Raw genomic sequence first — 17,049 nt, 5'->3', positions numbered from 1 at the left:
CTGGTGCAATTTTTGTATATTATATTCCCTCTATTATAAAAATGCAAGCCCTTTTTATCTAAAATGTTTTTATCTAAAAATAAGGACCGTTTCCTAAGAAAACGGCCTGTGGTTAAATGGTGCAGCAACCACACTTTATAATCTTTAAATTATTTTACCCATATCTGAACTGGACCCCAAAGATTCCCCGGGGATAATTCCACTGGATGGCCCCTTGCTTTTGACAGACCACCCGACAGGTCCCACATTCCAGGCATCCCGCATAATCAAAGGTCATTTCTCCCGCTTCGTTTAAGTTGTATAAAAGGGCAGGACAGGCATAAAGACAGGGCTTTTCCGTACAGGTGCGGCAGATTTCTTTGTTTATAGTGATATGGGCTTCATCATCGTCCACATTGAATTTGTTGAAACCCAGGCGTTCTTCGATGGAGAGTTTCTTCATAGGGCCCTGACCCCCTTTATACCGTCTTTGACCAAATCAAAGATGGATATATTATTCTTCTTGAGTTCGCCCATGACCATGGGTAAAAGATGCTGGGCGGGAGTACCGTATACGGTAAACAGTTTGTAGAGGATGTTGTCGGCTAATTGCGGATAGGTGGTGAAGATCCGGGTGGTCTGTTCCATGAAGGCCGGGGCATTTTTGTAGGTCTCCAGGTCTTTCATAACAAAGCTGTTTTTAAGAAGTTCCTGGTAATGACTTAAGGATGTTTTGGAATAGTCTTCTTTTTCTTTGGCTTTGATGACGGTCTGAGCAGCAGCGATGCCGGAGTAGATGGCTAAATCCATGCCCCTGACCATGTAGCCGGTGTTTAAGACTAAACCTGCGGCATCACCGGCGATTAAAAGCCCGTCTGTATAGAGGGCAGGCAGCATATTTAGGCCGCCTTCGGGTACTAAATGGGCCGAGTATTCGACGACTTTACCCCCGGTTACGAGAGGAGCGATGTTGGGGTGGGTCTTGAATTCTTCGATTAAGTCAGCAATTTTTATTTTGCTTTTTCCTATAGCCCCGGAGGTAATGACGAGACCTATGGAGATGGTGTTTTTGTTGGTGTAGAGGAAACCGCCGCCCTGGATTCCTTGGGTGCACCGGCCCACAAAGAGCTGAGCAGCCCCTTCTTCTCCTGTGAGCTGGAAGCGGTCCTCTATTACTTGTCTTGGCAGTTCGATGACTTCTTTGACGCCTGTGGCCACGTGAATGTCTTTGAGTTCGCCCCTTAGGCCCGCTTTCTGGGCTAAAAGGGAGTTGACTCCGTCGGCGGCGATGACGACGTTGGCCAGCATTTGGTCTTCGCCGGCAATGACGCCAATGATTTTACCCTGGTCATCCCGTAAAAGGTCATCGACTCTGACGCCGGTGGCGATGACGGCCCCGGCTTCTTCGGCTTTAGTGGCCAGCCACTGGTCGAATTGGGCTCTTAGGACTGTAAAGGAGTGGTAGGGTTCCTGGTTGTAGCGCTGGCTCTTGTAGTCCAGGGAAACACTGCCGGAAGGCGTGATCATAGTGATGGTTTCTTTGACAACCCGTCTTTCGACGGGTGCTTCTTCCCAGAAGTTGGGGATTATTTTTTGCAGGGCGTGGGCGTAGAGCCTGCCTCCTGTCATGTTTTTGCTGCCGGCTTGCAGGCCTCTTTCGATGACGAGGACTTCGAGGCCGGCCCGGGCCAGGGTAAGGGCGGCGGCGCTGCCCGCCGGCCCTGCCCCCACGATGATACAGTCAAATCTTTCTTCGCTCATGTTTCATCCCCCTATTTGTTGAGGGCCTTCTTGCAGGCTTCTTCCAGGGCGGGTACGACCTGGTAGAGGTCACCGACGATGTAGTAGTCGGCATTCTGGAAGATGGGCGCATTTTCGTTTTTGTCTACGGCAAAGATGATTTTGGCATCACGGATGCCGGAGATGTGCTGGACTTGCCCGGAAATACCTAAGGAGAGGTAAAGGCCGGGTTTGATGTTTTGACCGGAGATGCCGATGTAACGGTCTTCAGGCAGCCAGTGGAGGTCTTCGGCTACAGGACGGCTGCAGCCTAGTTCTCCCTCTAAGACTTTGGCCAAGTCTTCGGCCAGTTTAAGGTCTTCCTGTTTGGCAAAACCGCGGCCTACACCCACAACGACGGCTGCATCAGCGATATTGACAGCATCTTTGGGCTTAGCGCGTTTTTCCACGACTTTTACCTTAGTACTGGGCTGGCCGGTAAAGGCTTTCACTTCTCCTGTTCTTTCCTCTTGGGCGGGAGCTTCATAGGTCTTGGGAGGAACGGTGACAATTACGGTTTCTTCCTGGGAGATCAAAGTACTGACGGCCAAGCCTCCGTAGACCATTCTTTCTATTTTTACGCCTTCGGCGGTAAATTCTATGTTTTTGCCGTCGGTGGCACAACCCACACCCAGGAGAGCAGCGATTTTAGCAGCCAGGTCTTTGCCTCTTCTGGTAGCTCCTATGAGAATGAGTCTTGGTTTGGCTGTTTTGAGGGCTTTGGCCAAAGACTCAGCATAGTTTTCTAAGGGCATCTCCCCATTTATGTAGTAACATTTGCTGGCACCACTTTTTACTGCCATTTGGGCCTGGGCTTCTGTCCCCGTGAGGACGGTGATAACTTCACCCGCTGTTCCCGAAAGGGTACGGGCTGCCCCTGTCAGTTCCAGGGCCAGTTCTTGTTGTTCGGCTATTACCCAGATGTTCATTGCTTTTCCTCCCTCCTAACCCACGACGCCTTCTTTGATTAGTGCAGCCGCTGCTTTTTCTGCCATTTCGTTTATGCTGTCACCGGTGATTCTCTGCTGTTTCCTGGCCATGACGTAAGCTAAGGTACTGGCTACCTTAAAACGGGGTTTGAGTTCTTCTGGCGTAAGTACCAGTTCCGGAAGTTTAATCTCCTTGACCGGTTTTTTGCTGGCGCCCAGGATCTGTTTAAGGCTGGGAATACGGGCCTTGTTAATGTCGGGCAGAACGGTGACGAGGACAGGATAAGCGGCCTCCACCACTTCGATGCCGTCTTCCAGTTTGCGCTCGGCCACTACTTTATCGGGTAAGACGGTAAGTTTGTTGACAAAGGTAATGGCGGGAATTCCTAAGAGAGCGGCCAACTGGGGGCCTACCTGCTGGTTGTACTGGTCGCTGGAACCTTCGCCGCAGATAATCATTTGATAATCAGGCACCTTGGCCACAGCTTTGGCCAGGACACGGGCGGTGATAAAGGCATCAGCATTGCCTAAAAGCTCATCATTCACATAGATAGCCTGGGCAGGCCCCCGGGAAAGAGCATCTTTTAAGGAAGCCCTGGCTTTTTCCGTACCGGCTGTCAGGGCTATAACCTCTCCTCCCTGAGCTTCACAGATTTTGACCGCTTCTTCAATGGCGTTACGGTCGTATTCGCTGATTTTGTAGTTGACCCGGTCGAATTGGAGCTCCCGGGTCTTTGCATCCACTTTGATGTCGGCTTCATCGATAACCCATTTGTAACAGGCAATTATGTTGGGCATATTCCTCTCCTCCGCAACTAAGTTTTCGGCCAGCCTGGGCTGACCGAAAACCTTTTTTTCTTTTGATTACCGTAAAATATTAGAGGCAATGACCATACGCTGCACTTCTGAAGTTCCTTCGTAGATTTCGGTAATCTTGGCATCCCGCAGATGGCGTTCCACGGGGTAGTTCGTGGTGTAACCGTGACCGCCATGGATCTGTACGGCTTTAATCGTTACCTGCATAGCGGTTTCGGAGGCATGTAATTTAGCCATGGAAGCTTCCTTAGTATGAGGCTGGTCACTACCCTTGAGGAAAGCGGCATGGTAGACCAGGTGACGGGCTGCCTGGATCTGGGTAGCCATGTCGGCCAGCATAAACTGGATGGCCTGGTTGGCGCTGATGGGTTTGCCGAACTGGTGCCTTTCCTTGGCATATTTCAAAGCCGCCTCATAAGCAGCCTGGGCAATACCTAAAGCCTGGGCGGCAACACCAATCCTGCCTCCGTCCAGGGTAGTCATGGCAATCTTAAAGCCTTCACCTTCTTTACCCAGGAGGTTTTCTTTGGGTACTTTGCAATCTTTGAAAATGATTTCGGCGGTTGCAGAACCGTGAATGCCCAACTTGTCTTCAAACTGGCCTACGGCAAAACCGGGAAAGTCCTTTTCCACGATAAAGGCGCTGATACCTTTGACACCTTTGCTCTTGTCTGTCATGGCAAAAACTATGTAAGTGCTGGCATAACCGCCGTTGGTAATAAAACACTTGGAACCGTTGAGAATATAGTAGTCCCCATCGAGTACGGCTACTGTCTGCTGACTGGCGGCATCAGTGCCGGCGTTAGGTTCTGTCAAGCAGAAGGCTCCTAATTTCTGCCCGCTGCAGAGGGGCTTTAAATATTTTTCTTTCTGTTCGGGAGTACCAAACTGGTAAATGGGCCAGGAAGCCAACGAAGTGTGGGCCGAAAGAATAATACCTGTGGTGGCACAGGCTTTGGAGATCTCCTCTACCACTAAGATATAACTCAGGTTATCCCCTCCGGAACCGCCATATTCTTCAGGGAAGGGAATACCCATCAGATTTAACTCCACCATCTGGACTACGATATCACTGGGAAATTCATGCTTTTTATCAATTTCCGCAGCTCTGGGGGCTACCACCGTCTCGGCAAATTCTTTGGCCATTCTTCTGATTAATTCTTGCTCTTCCGTCAATTGAAAATTCATATACCTTACCTCCTTTTTATTGTGAAAGTTTATACTATCACATTATCTCCTAAATAATCCCCGAAACCCCTTTTTTGAGCTCTCTCCAGACATCAATTTCTCTTTAAACAATGCAATTTTCATGCCATAAGGAAAAACTTAGCCTTTCCTTGATTGCCAAGATTTTGACAAGGCGGCTTAAAGAACACTTTCACAACTTATATCCATAATTTAGGACAGTTCCAGGCAGAACGGTGCTCACTAAAGGCCCGGTCGACGGTCTCAAAAAAAATACACTGTCTCAATTCAGAGACAGTGGTCATGGGAAAGCAGTTTATATTTCTCCATTTTCTGGTATATATTAGCCCGGCTGATGCCCAAAAGTTTGGCGGCCTGTATTCTGTTGCCATTGGTTCGTTCCAGGGCACGCTGGATGACCTGTTTTTCAATTTCCTCCACTACCAGCTTTAAGTTGAAAGCATTATCCTGCTGTCTATTCTCTCCAGTAGCTTTTTGATATGCAAGGGCAAGTGGTAAGGCTGGACTACCGGCCCGTCCATAAAGTTCAGGACCCGTTCCAGAATGTTCTCCAATTCCCGGACATTTCCGGGCCAGGAATAGTTCATAAAAATATCCATGGTTTGACTGGCAATCTCCGGAACCGGACGCCCCAATTCAAAGGAGATCTTTTTCAAAAGCTTCTCTACCAGTAAAGGAATATCGCCTCTTCTTTCCCGCAAAGGGGGTATGACCAGCTCGACTACATTAAGCCGGTAGTAAAGGTCAGACCTGAATTTTTTCCTGCCGGATGAGTTCTTCCAGCATGCGGTTAGTCGCTGCAATCACCCGTACATTGACTTTTATGGGTTTGTTTCCTCCCACCCTTTCTATTTCTTTTTCCTGAAGAACTCGCAGCAGTTTACTCTGCATGTTTAAAGGCATATCACCTACTTCATCCAGGAAAATCGTACCCCCGTTAAAACGGCTTCCATTAACTCACTGACTAACATGGCCGTACTCCTTTTACCACTTATTGTGAAGTCCATAACATTAAAACATTATTCGCCCTAATATAACTAAAATCCTGTTATTTGTGAAGAATATTCACAATCCTGTTTTCCCAAAGTCTAAAAGAATTTCGCCGGGCAAAGCCCTTTTGAAATTAAAAAATACCTTAAAATTTCCGAAAGATTACCCGCTTTTATTGATAAAAACAACCCCCTATCCTTTTGAGAAAACACCGCACTTATGTTTTTATATTCACAATCTATCTTTATATACTGATTTAAGGTAGCTTGTGAAAAGAAACATTTAATTATTCGAATATTCACGCTTTATTTCCCAATTGTGATTACATATAATAAAAACAAAGAAAGGTAAAGGAGGGGTTCCTGCTATGAAACAGCCAAGTGATGCTTTATATTATCTGATGATGGAAACGAAAGTCTCTCATATCCTGGAACAAATTGAAGAACTAAAAAATATGCTCATCCACTGCGCTGATATCCAATTAAAGTATAACGAAGGGCCACTCTGTCACATCGAAGAGACCATTGCCCATGTACAACATGTGAAGGAACAGCTCAATAGGCTGGATATCAGTTTCTGTCATGATTGTGAAGCAATAGCGAGTTAAAATACTCGCTTTTTTTTCACCAGAAGTAACATTCATACCTTTGGCATCAATTACCTGGATTTGACCCCTTATTATCCAGGCACTTCTCAAAAAATGCCTCTTGATATTAAATTAGAATATACCTGAAGTACCAGTGGGAAGGGGAGGAACCCAGAGAACAGGAGATAAACTGGTGGGAACAAAGCTACTCCTTCGATGTATCGGTCGACATACCGGTGCCCCGGCCTTTTAACCATTTGCGGTACCAGTTAATTGTGACAGACCACGAAGGTAATGAAACCCTTTCTCCCGAAAAATCATTCTTTTATTTACACCCGGAGTTATTGTTCACTACCGATGGAAACCCTGACAGCTTTTACCTGGCCATCACAAAAAACGCCCAAAACAGGGAGATAATCAGGGACAGTGTTCTTAGCTACTGGGAGGAAATAGAGAGGAAGCTCCCGCCAGGCTTTTCATGGAAGCTGGTGGTCATCGGCGATACACGGGTGGACCTGAGCGAGGTTAGATCTGGTAACTATCTCCTATTGAGAGATGAAGATTTTCTCCCGGAGCAAGACTGGAAGAACAAAATAGATACTTATTATCTATTAAGGGCAAACTTTGGCTCCTCCTGGCAGTCACTCCCCTTTTACCTGCAGAAAGAGTTGAGCCAGGGGTATTTTCACAATAAGGGTATAAAAGGTAAAATCCTGGGCCACCTGGGAAAAAAACAGACTCCAGAAAAACTCTCTCTTCTGCTGGCGGAACTGGGCAAAGGCACCTCCTGGGATGAGGCCATAGCCGGCATTTATGGGATGAACACTGCTTTTTTAGCAGTAAAGCTGTGGTTTTACCAATGGGGAATCCTGCTCCTCATCCTGTTTTTGGTCCTGGGTGTGGGTATGCTTAGTAACTGGCGCAGCTTTCATGCTTTCTTTAAAAAAACCAAAGCCCTTGAGTGACTTTGACACCCAAGGGCTTTTTGTGTAAGCGCTAAATATTAGGGTGCCTGGCCGGCTGGTTCCAAGCGTGCCATAATATCTCCATAAAATCACGGAAATGGAGGATAATAAGATGGACGCTAAAGAACGGCAGGTCCTGGTTGCCGAATGTCGAGCTAGTGGAATGACCGCAAAGGCTTGGTGTGAACAAAAAGGAATCAAATACCGGCAGTACGTTTCCTGGGCAAGCAAAGTTAACAGGAAAAATCAAATGGTAATAGAACACGGGAAACAGCAGTGGGCTGCTGTAACGTTGCCGAAAGAAGAACAGGTTGCCGGCCGAATCAAGTTAAACTGCGGCAAATGGACCATCCATGCAGATCCCGGATTAAACTTGGCGTTGCTTGCAGACGTGCTGAAAGTTGTGGATAGCTTATGATGAAAGACATCACCAGCTATGATGGGATTTATCTAGCTTGTGGAACCACGGACCTACGCAGGTCCGTTGATGGCCTGGCTATCATGGTGAAACAAGAATTCAAAATGGATCCCTTCGGCAACTATTTGTTCTTATTCTGCAATAAAGACCGCAACCGGTTAAAAGCCCTAAGCTGGGATCGCAACGGCTTTATCTTGTATTACAAAAGGCTGGACGGTGCAGGCGCTAAGTTTATATGGCCCCAAAAGCCAGCCGATGTAAGAAGCATAACGGTCAGGCAGCTTAGTCTACTCTTGGAAGGGATGTCCATAGACCCGCCTAAGGGTTTTGGTGAGATTAAAGCCAGAGATTTTTACTAGAAAAATAAATAAGACCACAATATTTAAAGATTTTGTTGTAAAAACGGCCCAAAACCTTGATTTTGCTAGGTTTTTGGGTCTTTTTATGTTATAATAAAATAAAATGAGAACATTTGATTTAACGGGCCTAGCGCCTGAGGTAACTGCATACATAACATCCCTGGAAACGCAAGTGCAAGACCTGAAAGTGCATGTAGATCGGCTTACGAATATACTTGCCAACTTTCAAAAGGCCATGTATGGGCAATCCAGTGAAAAGAGAAAATATGTCCTTGGCCAAGATGAAAACCAGCCTTCTCTTTTCAACGAAGCTGAGGCCGAGGCTGACCGCAACGCACCAGAGCCTAAAACAATTACTGTTTCCGGGCATGTTCGCAAAAACAAACGGACCAAAGAAGAGCTGGCAGCCAATGTTCCTGTGACCGAAATTCTCTGTGAGCTGGATGAAGAAAAGCGTGTCTGCGGGGAATGCGGCGGGAAAATGAGAATCCTCGGCAAAGAAACTGTACGGGAGGAATTGGAGTTCATACCGGCCCAGACGAGACTCCTGCGCTATGTTCGTGAGAACTATGTCTGTGCAAGCTGCGAGAAGGAGACAGGAGAAGCTACGATTATAAAAGCACCTGTTCCCGCTCCAGTCATTAAGAAGAGTCTTGCTTCCCCCTCGTCAGTAGCTTACGCCATGTATCAGAAGTATGTAAATGCCATGCCTCTGTACCGTCAGGAAAAAGACTGGGCTAATCAAGGTATCGTTTTATCCAGAGCGACATTGGCTAATTGGATCATCCGGGCAGCAACTGACTGGCTCGAACCCCTTTGGGAAAGGATGAAATCTCGTCTTCTTAAAGAGGCTGTAATTCATGCGGACGAAAGTGTGATTCAGGTACTTAAGGAAGAAGGGAAAAAACCATCGTCCGATTCGCGGATGTGGGTGTATTGTTCGGGCAATACTGGAAATCCACCGATAATACTTTTTGAATACCAGCCAACACGTTCCGGAGAACACGCCCGTCGCTTCCTGCAGGGATTCAGCGGCTATCTGCAGACCGATGGTTACAGCGGATACGACAAGGTACAGAATGTCACCAGATGCGGCTGCTGGGCTCATCTAAGGCGCAAGTACCAGGAGGCGCTGCCTAAGGGTGGAGATATCCGAGGTTCTACTGCTGCCGTTGGATTTGAATATTGCAACCAACTTTTTGCTATAGAAAAGAATTTAACAGAACTTACTCCGGAAGAACGGAAACTTAAGCGTCAGGAACAGTCCAGGCCAATCTTTGAGGCTTACTTGTCATGGCTTGAAACCGTGAACCCTCTCCAAGGCTCAAAACTTGCCGAGGCCATAACTTATTCCTTAAACCAAAAAGCTTCACTAGGCGTATTTCTTAAAGATGGACAAATCGAATTGTCCAACAACCGAGCTGAGAACGCAATTAGGCCATTTGTAATCGGCAGGAAATCCTGGCTGTTTGCCGACACAACCAAAGGAGCCAGAGCCAGTGCCGTTATTTACAGCATTGTAGAGACAGCCAAAGCTAACAAACTCAATATTTTTAAATATCTGGTACATATCTTCAGCACAATGCCAGCTCTTGACTTCAAGAATTGTCCTTCGCTTCTGGAGAACTTAATGCCTTGGTCCGAGAATCTGCCTGATTATTGTTATAATGAAAATTGTTAAATATAGGTATCTATGCCCCGGTACGACAAAGTCAACTGTGCCGGGGTTTAACTTTTCTTAATGCGCCCTGATATTAAGCGCTTACCTTTTTGTCTGTTAAGTGCTTTTATATACTACTACTGCCGGTACGGGAATCTTCCCGCCTTTCCAAGTGGACCACACTAATGATGCTTAAGAGCCCCAGGAGAGAACCCAGTACCAGACTGCGGGGCGCACCCCACAGCTGGGCCACATAACCGCTGAAGAGGCTGCCGATAGGCAGTACGCCGCCGAAAACCAAGGCATAGACACTCATGATTCTTCCCCGTAAATGGTCAGGAACATTGAGCTGTAAGGTTGTATTGACCGAAGCTGTAAAAGTAATCATAGACCAGCCGGTGAGAGCAAGGAGTAAAAGAGCCCACGTATAAGAAGTAGTTAGTGCTAAGAGAACCTCAAAGGTACAGAGTCCCACAGCACCTCCCAGCAGGATTTTTGGCCGGGGCCCATGATGACTGATCATGGCTAGTGTGAGAGCTCCCATTAAGGCTCCGATGCCAATGGCCGACATTAAATAACCGTACCCTTCGGCACCTTGCCCCAGGTTATCGCGGGCTAAAACAGGCGTAAGCACATTAAAGTTAAGGGCAAAAATACTCATGAGGGCCATGAGAATAATCGTTCTCAAAATAAGAGGAGTCTGCCGTATATAACTTAAACCTTCCCGGATATTCTCCCAAAGCCTGGCCTCACTAAGCTTTTCCTTTTTCTGCCCCACAGGCGAGGTCCGGATCAGTGTCAGGCTGATAATAATGGGCAGGAAACTTGCAGCGTTAAGAAGAAAACAGGGCCCTATGCCGAACCAGCCAATGGTTAACCCGGCAAAGGCAGGCCCTACAACACGGGCGGCATTAAAGATGGAGGAATTCAGGGCAATGGCATTCATCAGATCGGCTTTTCCTACCATCTCCACGATAAAAGATTGCCGGGCAGGCATATCAAAAGCATTGGCAGTTCCCAGGAGGCCGGCCAGGACCATAACATGCCAGTACTGTACCCTGTTGGTCACTGTTAAGATCCCCAGAATTAAAGCCGGTACCATTAAGCTCACCTGAGTGGCGATGAGCATCCGTCTCTTAGGCAGCCTGTCAGCCACTGCCCCCGCCACCAAGGAAAACAGGAGCATGGGGGTAAACTGGACAGCAGTAGCCAGGCCCAGTTTAAAGGCTGAATCGGTAAGGGAAAGAACGAGCCAGCCCTGGGCCATATTCTGCATCCAGGTCCCCATCAGGGATATCATCTGGCTGAACCAAAACAGCCGGAAATTGCGGTGTTTCAGGGAGGAGAGGGCGTGAGAAGATAGATCTCCCGGAAAACCGAGTATTTTTTGTGCCATAAAACAGCCTCACTCAATTATTGATATATAAATTATATCATTTTTTATACAGGAGTTATGCAGTTGGTGGAAATAAATAGAAAATGATAACTCAAAAAATATTTTAAAAAAGATCCTAATTTTCGACAAAAAAGGCTTGACTTTTTCGGAAAGCCCCCATAATCGCTTTGGATGGTATTTTCTACCATCACTCTAGCGATATGGGTGATGCTGATGAAGAAACTGTGTAAACCAACTTTCGAAAAAAAGGATCACGGTCAAGGTGCCGGAATCCCGGTACTCAAGACAATTTGGGATTTATTTGACCTGTCTCTGCTGTTTTCCCAGTCCGGAATACGCAAACACTCCGGAATTCCAGCGTGGCTCCTGGCTTTTGCCTACATCTGCGGCCTTGTTAATCATTCAAGTTCTGCAAATCAAAATGCTAAGTTTTCAACGGAAGCTCCATTTTTACAACAACTGCTTTCCGGGCAAATCATCTCTCAAAGTGCCTTCAGCCGGTTTCTCTCCAAGCCCTTTCAGTGGCTCCGGTTCTCTTTGGGCAGATTTGCCAGGTTACAAGAAAATACGGATAGCAGGCTGACCGACGGCGATATCATTGCCTTAGACGATACCAAAATTGAGCATCCTCACGGTAAAAAAATCCCCTTTCTCTGTTGGCTCTTTGACAGTTCGGATAAGCGCCATGTATGGTGTATTAATCTTGTGTCGACCCTGGCTATCTTAAAGAATGGTCTTGAATATCCCATGTTATGGCGCTTTTGGGTTAAAACCGGTCAGGAGAATGAAAAACAAAGCAAGCTTGATCTTGCTAAACAGATGCTCGCAGAGGCTCGTCAGCTGAACAAGGCCAGACTATGGGTAGCCATGGATCGCTGGTTTTTGTGTAAAAAGTTCCTGAACTGGCTGATGGGTCAAAATTTTGACTGGGTTACCAAAGCCAAACGTAACACAGCGCTATTCAGGAAAATCTACGACCCGGTACTAGGAAAGGAACGCTACATTAAACTTAATCCGAAGCAACTGCTGCGAGAAGTTTATTCCCAGCTTCGGGTCCTTGGCAAAGAATCGGTTCTCAGTATTCCGGACATTTACATCAAAATGCCCTATGAGACCTTAACACGCAAGGGAAAACCCATTACTAGACAACGTTTTTTACCCATAGCTGCCATTGCAGCCACTTATGAGAAGCAGGCTGTCGAGGGCAGCATAGTTCTTCCGGAGGAAGAATGCCCAGCAACCTTCAAGGATGCGTATCTCCTGATAAGCAATCGCGTAGATACGCCGGAAGAAGCTGCAACTGCCTATGTTAAACGATGGAGAATAGAAGTTTTTTACCGCACCGCTAAACAGAATCTTGGTTTAACATCTTGCTATGCTCAGTCTGAAACAGCTCATTTCGCACATGTGGAGCTCTTGTTTACAGCGAAGACCCTTCTTTGTTATGCCTCTTGGGAGTGCAATAAAGAAGGCGCCGAACAAGCCCCCTCCCTCTGCGAAGTGATAAGGTACTTCTTCAACGCCGGTTGTCGGATCCGCTGTTGCGAGCAGTTGATCCAAGTCTATTTTGACACGGCAACCCAGCGTTTTTCAAGGCTTATTGATAAATTCTGGCCACATTCTTTGGAACTTAGGTTATGGGATTGGGAAAATTATCCTGAAACTGCATAACTACTGTTTTATATTTTTTGTATGTTTACCCGTACTCCTACTCCCTTTTCTTTGGCCCTTCTTACGGCCAAACCCGCTGTGGCCAGATCCTGTATGTCCACACCGGTTGTATTGAAGATTGTTATTTCCAGCGAATTCTCCCGGCCGGGTTTCCTACATCGCCAATGACATGGCCCTGGACCGCATCCATATAGATATAGGTCCCTGGCCTAATCTCTGTAATGCCCAAGATTTAGCCACGCATTAAAATATAATAGGGCTCTCAAAACGCTTGAGCGCCCTTATTACTGTAATTCCATTTCTTGCGAGGTAACCTAAGTTAAAAGAGTAATTAAATAATACACATGCCAAAGTTAATTTTTTAAAGGCTAAAATGCTCTTTTAGTTCATCAACCTTATCAAGGCGCTCCCAAGGCAGGTTTAAGTCAAGACGACCAAAATGACCATAGGCAGCTGTTTGTTTGTAAATTGGTCTCCGAAGGTCTAATTCCTTAATGATACCGGCAGGTCGTAAATCAAAAATGTTTTGAATGGCAGCCACAATCTTTTCTTCATCAACCCTACCTGTCCCAAAAGTATCGACCATAATACTCACAGGACGGGCAACACCGATGGCGTAGGCTAATTGAATTTCGCATTTTTCGGCTAACCCAGCAGCTACAATATTTTTAGCCACATATCGTGCAGCATAACCTGCAGAACGGTCCACTTTAGTGGGATCTTTCCCGGAGAAGGCCCCACCGCCATGGCGGGCCATACCACCATATGTATCAACTATAATCTTCCTACCCGTCAGTCCTGAATCTCCCTGTGGGCCCCCTACAACAAACCTGCCTGTAGGATTAATAAAATAACGAGTTTTTCGGTCTATTAGATCTTTAGGAACTACTTTCATAATAACTTCTTCCATGATGTCATCTCTAATTTCATCCATCTCAACACTTGGGCTATGTTGAGCAGAAATAACAATAGTATCAATTCTTGCCGGTGTACCATCTATATATTCTACAGTTACTTGAGATTTTCCATCAGGCCTCAAATAAGGTAAGATGCCTCCTTTTCTTACTTCAGCCAAACGACGGGTAAGTTGATGAGCTAGTGAAATTGTTAACGGCATGTATTCCGGTGTTTCGTTAGTAGCATAACCAAACATCATACCCTGGTCGCCGGCGCCGATGGCTTCGATCTGGGCATCGCTCATTTCCCCTGTTTTAGCCTCCAGGGCTTTATCCACCCCCATCGCAATGTCCGGAGATTGTTCATCAATTGAGGTTAAAACAGCACAAGTATCTCCATCAAAGCCATATTTTGCCCTGGTATACCCAATATCCCGTATAGTTTGGCGTACTAATTTTGGTATATCAACATAACATTTTGTAGTGATTTGACCAAATACCAGTACAAGACCAGTGGTTACAGATGTCTCGCAAGCTACCCGAGCCAGAGGATCTTCCGCAATAATGGCATCAAGAACAGCGTCTGATATCTGGTCTGCAATTTTATCAGGGTGGCCTTCAGTAACAGATTCCGATGTAAATAACTGTTTGACCATTTTCTTCACTCCTCGTATGATGTAACCAACAGGTTAATTATTAGCAATTTATATTTATTTTTAAAACATCTAAAAACAGACTTTTCGGTTTAAATTGTCAAAAAATGTTTGCATCTGTCCCCGCGAAAGATCCACTTACATAATAGTACAATTCTATTTTCCGAAGTATATAGCTGTCTTTCCAATAATAACGCTGGTATACCCTCGCTTACCCGAAGCAATTTGGATTCATATTCATCAATCAGTACAGGCTCTATATATTTTTTGGCCCCTACAACTTTAATACCATGGCTTTCGAGGATTTTCATGTATACCGGTTCTGTGGTTATTTTTTCCAGAGTTAAATCAGGACAGATTTCAACGGGTATATAAGTTTTTTCAATAAAAAGCGGCTCCCCATTTACATACCTTAGTCTTAATATATCAAAAACCTCATCTTTATCAACCAGGGAAAATAATCGTTTCAGACGTGAGCTAACCGGAGTTTTTTTAACACTGATAGTCTCAGAATAAGTATCATAGCCCTGTTCCCTCATTTTTTGCGTGAAACTATAAAAACCAACTAAATCCTCCTCTAATTTGGGCGGTGCAACAAAGGTCCCTCGTCCTCTTTCTCTACGCAACAGACCGGCATTAACCAAATCACCTATAGCTTGACGAACAGTAGCCCTGCTAACATCATATTTTTCACAAAAATCACGTTCCGGAGGTAATACCTCGTCTGGTTTGTATACCCCAGACTCTATTTCTTCTCTTAATATCTCTTTCAGTTGGTAGTATAGCGGTATTCCGCTAAATTTATCTATTTTCATATAATTACCCCATATTTCTGTTTGTTATTACATTAAATAATTATAAAATCATGATAATAGAATGTCAATAAAAGTCGGAATTAACAATCTTAACTACTGATACTCCACCTTATAAGCCTTTTGTTTTTTTACATATGGGAGTAATCCACCGTTTTCAATAATACTGACGATAATTGAGGGGTATGGCTCAAAACTCTTGACGTTTTCAGTGGGCAAGATAATTCTTCCATTAGAAAAATCTACAGTTATCCTATCCCCCGTCATTATCTCAGGAGGTATCTCACATCTAATCACATATAATCCTAAATTGATGGCATTTCTAAAAAACAAATAACCAAAGGAAGGTGCAATGACAGCTCTTATACCATAATGTTTTAAAACTGCTATTGCATCTTCACGTGAAGAAGTGGTACCAAAACCTTCACCTGCCACAATAAAATCCCCGGGTTGAATTCTTTTTTTAAATTCAGGGTCTAATTTAAGAAAAATGTCGTTGACCAGTTCTGTGAAAGGGGTGCCTGACGGCTTGTATTTACCAGAAATATGAATATCTGTATTAATATTGTTGCCAAATCTATGAACCCTACCGGTATACTGCATTAAACCACCCCCATAATTTCCCTCGGGTCAGCAATGTAACCTAACATAGCGGAAGTTGCCGCTACGGCGGGCGATGTAATATAAATGAAGGAGTTTGAGTTTCCCAAACGTCCTTGGAAATTACGGTTAGCAGTAGAGACAACCACTTCACCATCACCGGGTATCCCCAAACCTGATAGTCCCACACACAAAGAGCAACCAGGGGCCAAGATAGTAGCACCTGCCTCTGTTAAGGTTTCCATAACCCCCTCCTTCACAGCCTGGAGAAAAACGTTACGGGAAGCAGGTCCGATATAAAACCTTAGTCCTTTGGCTATCTTCTTGCCTTTTAAAATTTTTGCCGCAACTCTTAAATCCTCTAATCTTCCATTAGTGCAAGCCCCCAAAAAGACTTGATGAACTTTGACATCTTTTAATTCCCTGGCCTTTTTAACTAAATCTATATTATGAGGTACCGCTACCAGCGGTTCAATTTTACCCACATCAATTTCTACGACTTCCTTATATTTTGCATCGGGATCAGCATTGACAAAATGATCTTCGGCAAAATATTCTTTTAAAACTTCATCCCCCGGCATTAAAGCTGCAATAGCCCCTATATCTGCGGCCATGTTGCACAATGTATATCTCGCTGGTAAGCTGAGTTCACTAAGACCAGGTCCGGCAAATTCTATTGCAGAAAAGTCCGCTCCTTCTGCACCTAACTGTGAGGCTAAATATAAGGCGATATCCTTACTAGAAACATAAGCTGGTAAGTTACCCTTCAACCTAACAAGTATGGTTTCTGGAACCATGAACCACATTTTACCTGTGGCTAAGACAGCGGCAAATTCACTGGACCCAATAGCAAGCCCAAGTACATTCATACCACCAAAAGTGGGTGCGTGAGAATCAGAGACACAAACCAGGTTGCCAGGAGATATAATGCTATTTTCCGGTATTAACTGATATCCTATTCCCTCGCCAGTTTCAAAATATTTTATCCCGTACTTGTCACAAAATTCCCGAATGGTTAGATGCTGGTTAGCCATAGTACTATGGGTACAGGGTGAATAATGATCAAAAACAAAAAATACTTTTTCTAATGGAAAATTAAGGGTGAGATTTTCTTTCTTAAAAATTTCAATAGCCAATAGTGACTTGGTATCGGTTCCTATTAAATAATCGACTGTGGGAATAACACACTCTCCGGCATATACCATTTTCCCACAATGTTTGCTGAACATTTTTTCAACAATTGTCTGCCTCACCCTTACCACCTCATTTTTCATAAAAATCAATATAATTCTTCCCCTACCGGTAATATGACAACGGTAGGGGAAGATGGCATT

The 17,049-nt window shown here is 45.1% G+C and carries 19 protein-coding genes; 6 read left to right on the top strand and 13 right to left on the bottom strand.

Annotation, left to right across the window (positions count from 1 at the left end; genetic code table 11):
• Positions 1 to 154: 154 nt before the first annotated feature.
• The 8 genes from BR63_RS16080 to BR63_RS19615 all read right to left on the bottom strand — a co-directional run bounded on the left by BR63_RS16080 (position 155) and on the right by BR63_RS19615 (position 5,600).
• Positions 155 to 442 carry a ferredoxin family protein gene (locus BR63_RS16080; protein ID WP_034425919.1) on the bottom strand — a complete coding sequence of 96 codons (288 nt, stop codon included), beginning with the start codon at positions 440 to 442 and terminating at the stop codon, positions 155 to 157.
• A complete protein-coding gene (locus BR63_RS16075; RefSeq protein WP_187142717.1) occupies positions 439 to 1,740 on the bottom strand; it encodes an FAD-dependent oxidoreductase in 1,302 nt (433 codons plus the stop codon). Before BR63_RS16075 ends, BR63_RS16080 begins: the two co-directional genes overlap by 4 nt.
• Positions 1,741 to 1,751: 11 nt before the next feature.
• Positions 1,752 to 2,687 (bottom strand): electron transfer flavoprotein subunit alpha/FixB family protein, encoded by a 936-nt coding sequence (locus BR63_RS16070; protein ID WP_187142715.1) that lies wholly within the window; start codon positions 2,685 to 2,687, stop codon positions 1,752 to 1,754.
• Positions 2,688 to 2,702: 15 nt separating this feature from the next.
• Complete coding sequence (locus tag BR63_RS16065; RefSeq protein WP_034423508.1) at positions 2,703 to 3,485, bottom strand: electron transfer flavoprotein subunit beta/FixA family protein; 783 nt, start codon at positions 3,483 to 3,485, stop codon at positions 2,703 to 2,705.
• A 66-nt stretch (positions 3,486 to 3,551) separates the two neighbouring features.
• On the bottom strand, positions 3,552 to 4,691 hold the full coding sequence (locus tag BR63_RS16060; RefSeq protein ID WP_034425835.1) for an acyl-CoA dehydrogenase: 1,140 nt from the start codon (positions 4,689 to 4,691) through the stop codon (positions 3,552 to 3,554).
• A gap of 285 nt (positions 4,692 to 4,976) precedes the next feature.
• Positions 4,977 to 5,129: a helix-turn-helix domain-containing protein gene (locus BR63_RS16055; protein WP_161781905.1), complete on the bottom strand. Its 153-nt coding sequence runs from the start codon at positions 5,127 to 5,129 to the stop codon at positions 4,977 to 4,979.
• An 8-nt stretch (positions 5,130 to 5,137) separates the two neighbouring features.
• Positions 5,138 to 5,410, bottom strand: a complete 273-nt coding sequence (locus BR63_RS19620; protein ID WP_051966283.1) for an AAA-type ATPase lid domain-containing protein — start codon at positions 5,408 to 5,410, stop codon at positions 5,138 to 5,140.
• 43 nt (positions 5,411 to 5,453) lie between these two features.
• The gene (locus tag BR63_RS19615) at positions 5,454 to 5,600 is read right to left on the bottom strand and encodes a sigma 54-interacting transcriptional regulator (RefSeq protein ID WP_243270008.1); all 147 of its coding nucleotides are present in this window, start codon (positions 5,598 to 5,600) and stop codon (positions 5,454 to 5,456) included.
• A 466-nt stretch (positions 5,601 to 6,066) separates the two neighbouring features.
• On the opposite strand from BR63_RS19615, the gene BR63_RS16045 reads away from it, so the two are divergent.
• From BR63_RS16045 to tnpC, 5 genes are all read left to right on the top strand, one after another.
• Positions 6,067 to 6,306 carry a hypothetical protein gene (locus BR63_RS16045; protein ID WP_034425837.1) on the top strand — a complete coding sequence of 80 codons (240 nt, stop codon included), beginning with the start codon at positions 6,067 to 6,069 and terminating at the stop codon, positions 6,304 to 6,306.
• Positions 6,307 to 6,560: 254 nt separating this feature from the next.
• Positions 6,561 to 7,250: a hypothetical protein gene (locus tag BR63_RS16040; RefSeq protein WP_153802192.1), complete on the top strand. Its 690-nt coding sequence runs from the start codon at positions 6,561 to 6,563 to the stop codon at positions 7,248 to 7,250.
• A gap of 112 nt (positions 7,251 to 7,362) precedes the next feature.
• The gene (gene tnpA / locus BR63_RS16035) at positions 7,363 to 7,668 is read left to right on the top strand and encodes an IS66 family insertion sequence element accessory protein TnpA (protein ID WP_034425842.1); all 306 of its coding nucleotides are present in this window, start codon (positions 7,363 to 7,365) and stop codon (positions 7,666 to 7,668) included.
• On the top strand, positions 7,665 to 8,027 hold the full coding sequence (gene tnpB / locus BR63_RS16030; RefSeq protein ID WP_051966285.1) for an IS66 family insertion sequence element accessory protein TnpB: 363 nt from the start codon (positions 7,665 to 7,667) through the stop codon (positions 8,025 to 8,027). The genes tnpA and tnpB overlap by 4 nt, the downstream gene beginning before the upstream one ends.
• Positions 8,028 to 8,130: 103 nt before the next feature.
• Positions 8,131 to 9,708, top strand: coding sequence for an IS66 family transposase (gene tnpC, locus BR63_RS16025; RefSeq protein ID WP_051966286.1), 1,578 nt, complete (start codon positions 8,131 to 8,133; stop codon positions 9,706 to 9,708).
• Positions 9,709 to 9,814: 106 nt separating this feature from the next.
• On the opposite strand, the gene BR63_RS16020 is transcribed toward tnpC, so the two are convergent.
• Positions 9,815 to 11,083 carry an MFS transporter gene (locus tag BR63_RS16020; protein ID WP_051966288.1) on the bottom strand — a complete coding sequence of 423 codons (1,269 nt, stop codon included), beginning with the start codon at positions 11,081 to 11,083 and terminating at the stop codon, positions 9,815 to 9,817.
• A gap of 213 nt (positions 11,084 to 11,296) precedes the next feature.
• On the opposite strand from BR63_RS16020, the gene BR63_RS16015 reads away from it, so the two are divergent.
• The gene (locus BR63_RS16015) at positions 11,297 to 12,754 is read left to right on the top strand and encodes a transposase (protein ID WP_243269974.1); all 1,458 of its coding nucleotides are present in this window, start codon (positions 11,297 to 11,299) and stop codon (positions 12,752 to 12,754) included.
• Between the two features lie 361 nt (positions 12,755 to 13,115).
• Here the strand turns inward: BR63_RS16015 and metK are convergent, their stop codons facing one another.
• From metK to BR63_RS15990, 4 genes are all read right to left on the bottom strand, one after another.
• Positions 13,116 to 14,306, bottom strand: coding sequence for a methionine adenosyltransferase (gene metK, locus BR63_RS16005; protein ID WP_034421804.1), 1,191 nt, complete (start codon positions 14,304 to 14,306; stop codon positions 13,116 to 13,118).
• 89 nt (positions 14,307 to 14,395) lie between these two features.
• Complete coding sequence (locus tag BR63_RS16000) at positions 14,396 to 15,118, bottom strand: GntR family transcriptional regulator (protein ID WP_034421805.1); 723 nt, start codon at positions 15,116 to 15,118, stop codon at positions 14,396 to 14,398.
• A gap of 93 nt (positions 15,119 to 15,211) precedes the next feature.
• Entirely contained in the window at positions 15,212 to 15,718 is a 507-nt protein-coding gene (locus tag BR63_RS15995) for a LeuD/DmdB family oxidoreductase small subunit (protein WP_034421807.1), read from the bottom strand.
• Entirely contained in the window at positions 15,718 to 16,968 is a 1,251-nt protein-coding gene (locus tag BR63_RS15990) for a 3-isopropylmalate dehydratase large subunit (RefSeq protein WP_161781869.1), read from the bottom strand. The genes BR63_RS15995 and BR63_RS15990 overlap by 1 nt, the downstream gene beginning before the upstream one ends.
• Between the last annotated feature and the right edge of the window lie 81 nt (positions 16,969 to 17,049).

The sequence above is a fragment of the Thermanaerosceptrum fracticalcis genome (assembly GCF_000746025.2).
GTDB classification, from domain to species: domain Bacteria; phylum Bacillota; class Peptococcia; order DRI-13; family DRI-13; genus Thermanaerosceptrum; species Thermanaerosceptrum fracticalcis.
This window is presented reverse-complemented; position numbering and strand designations above follow the sequence as displayed.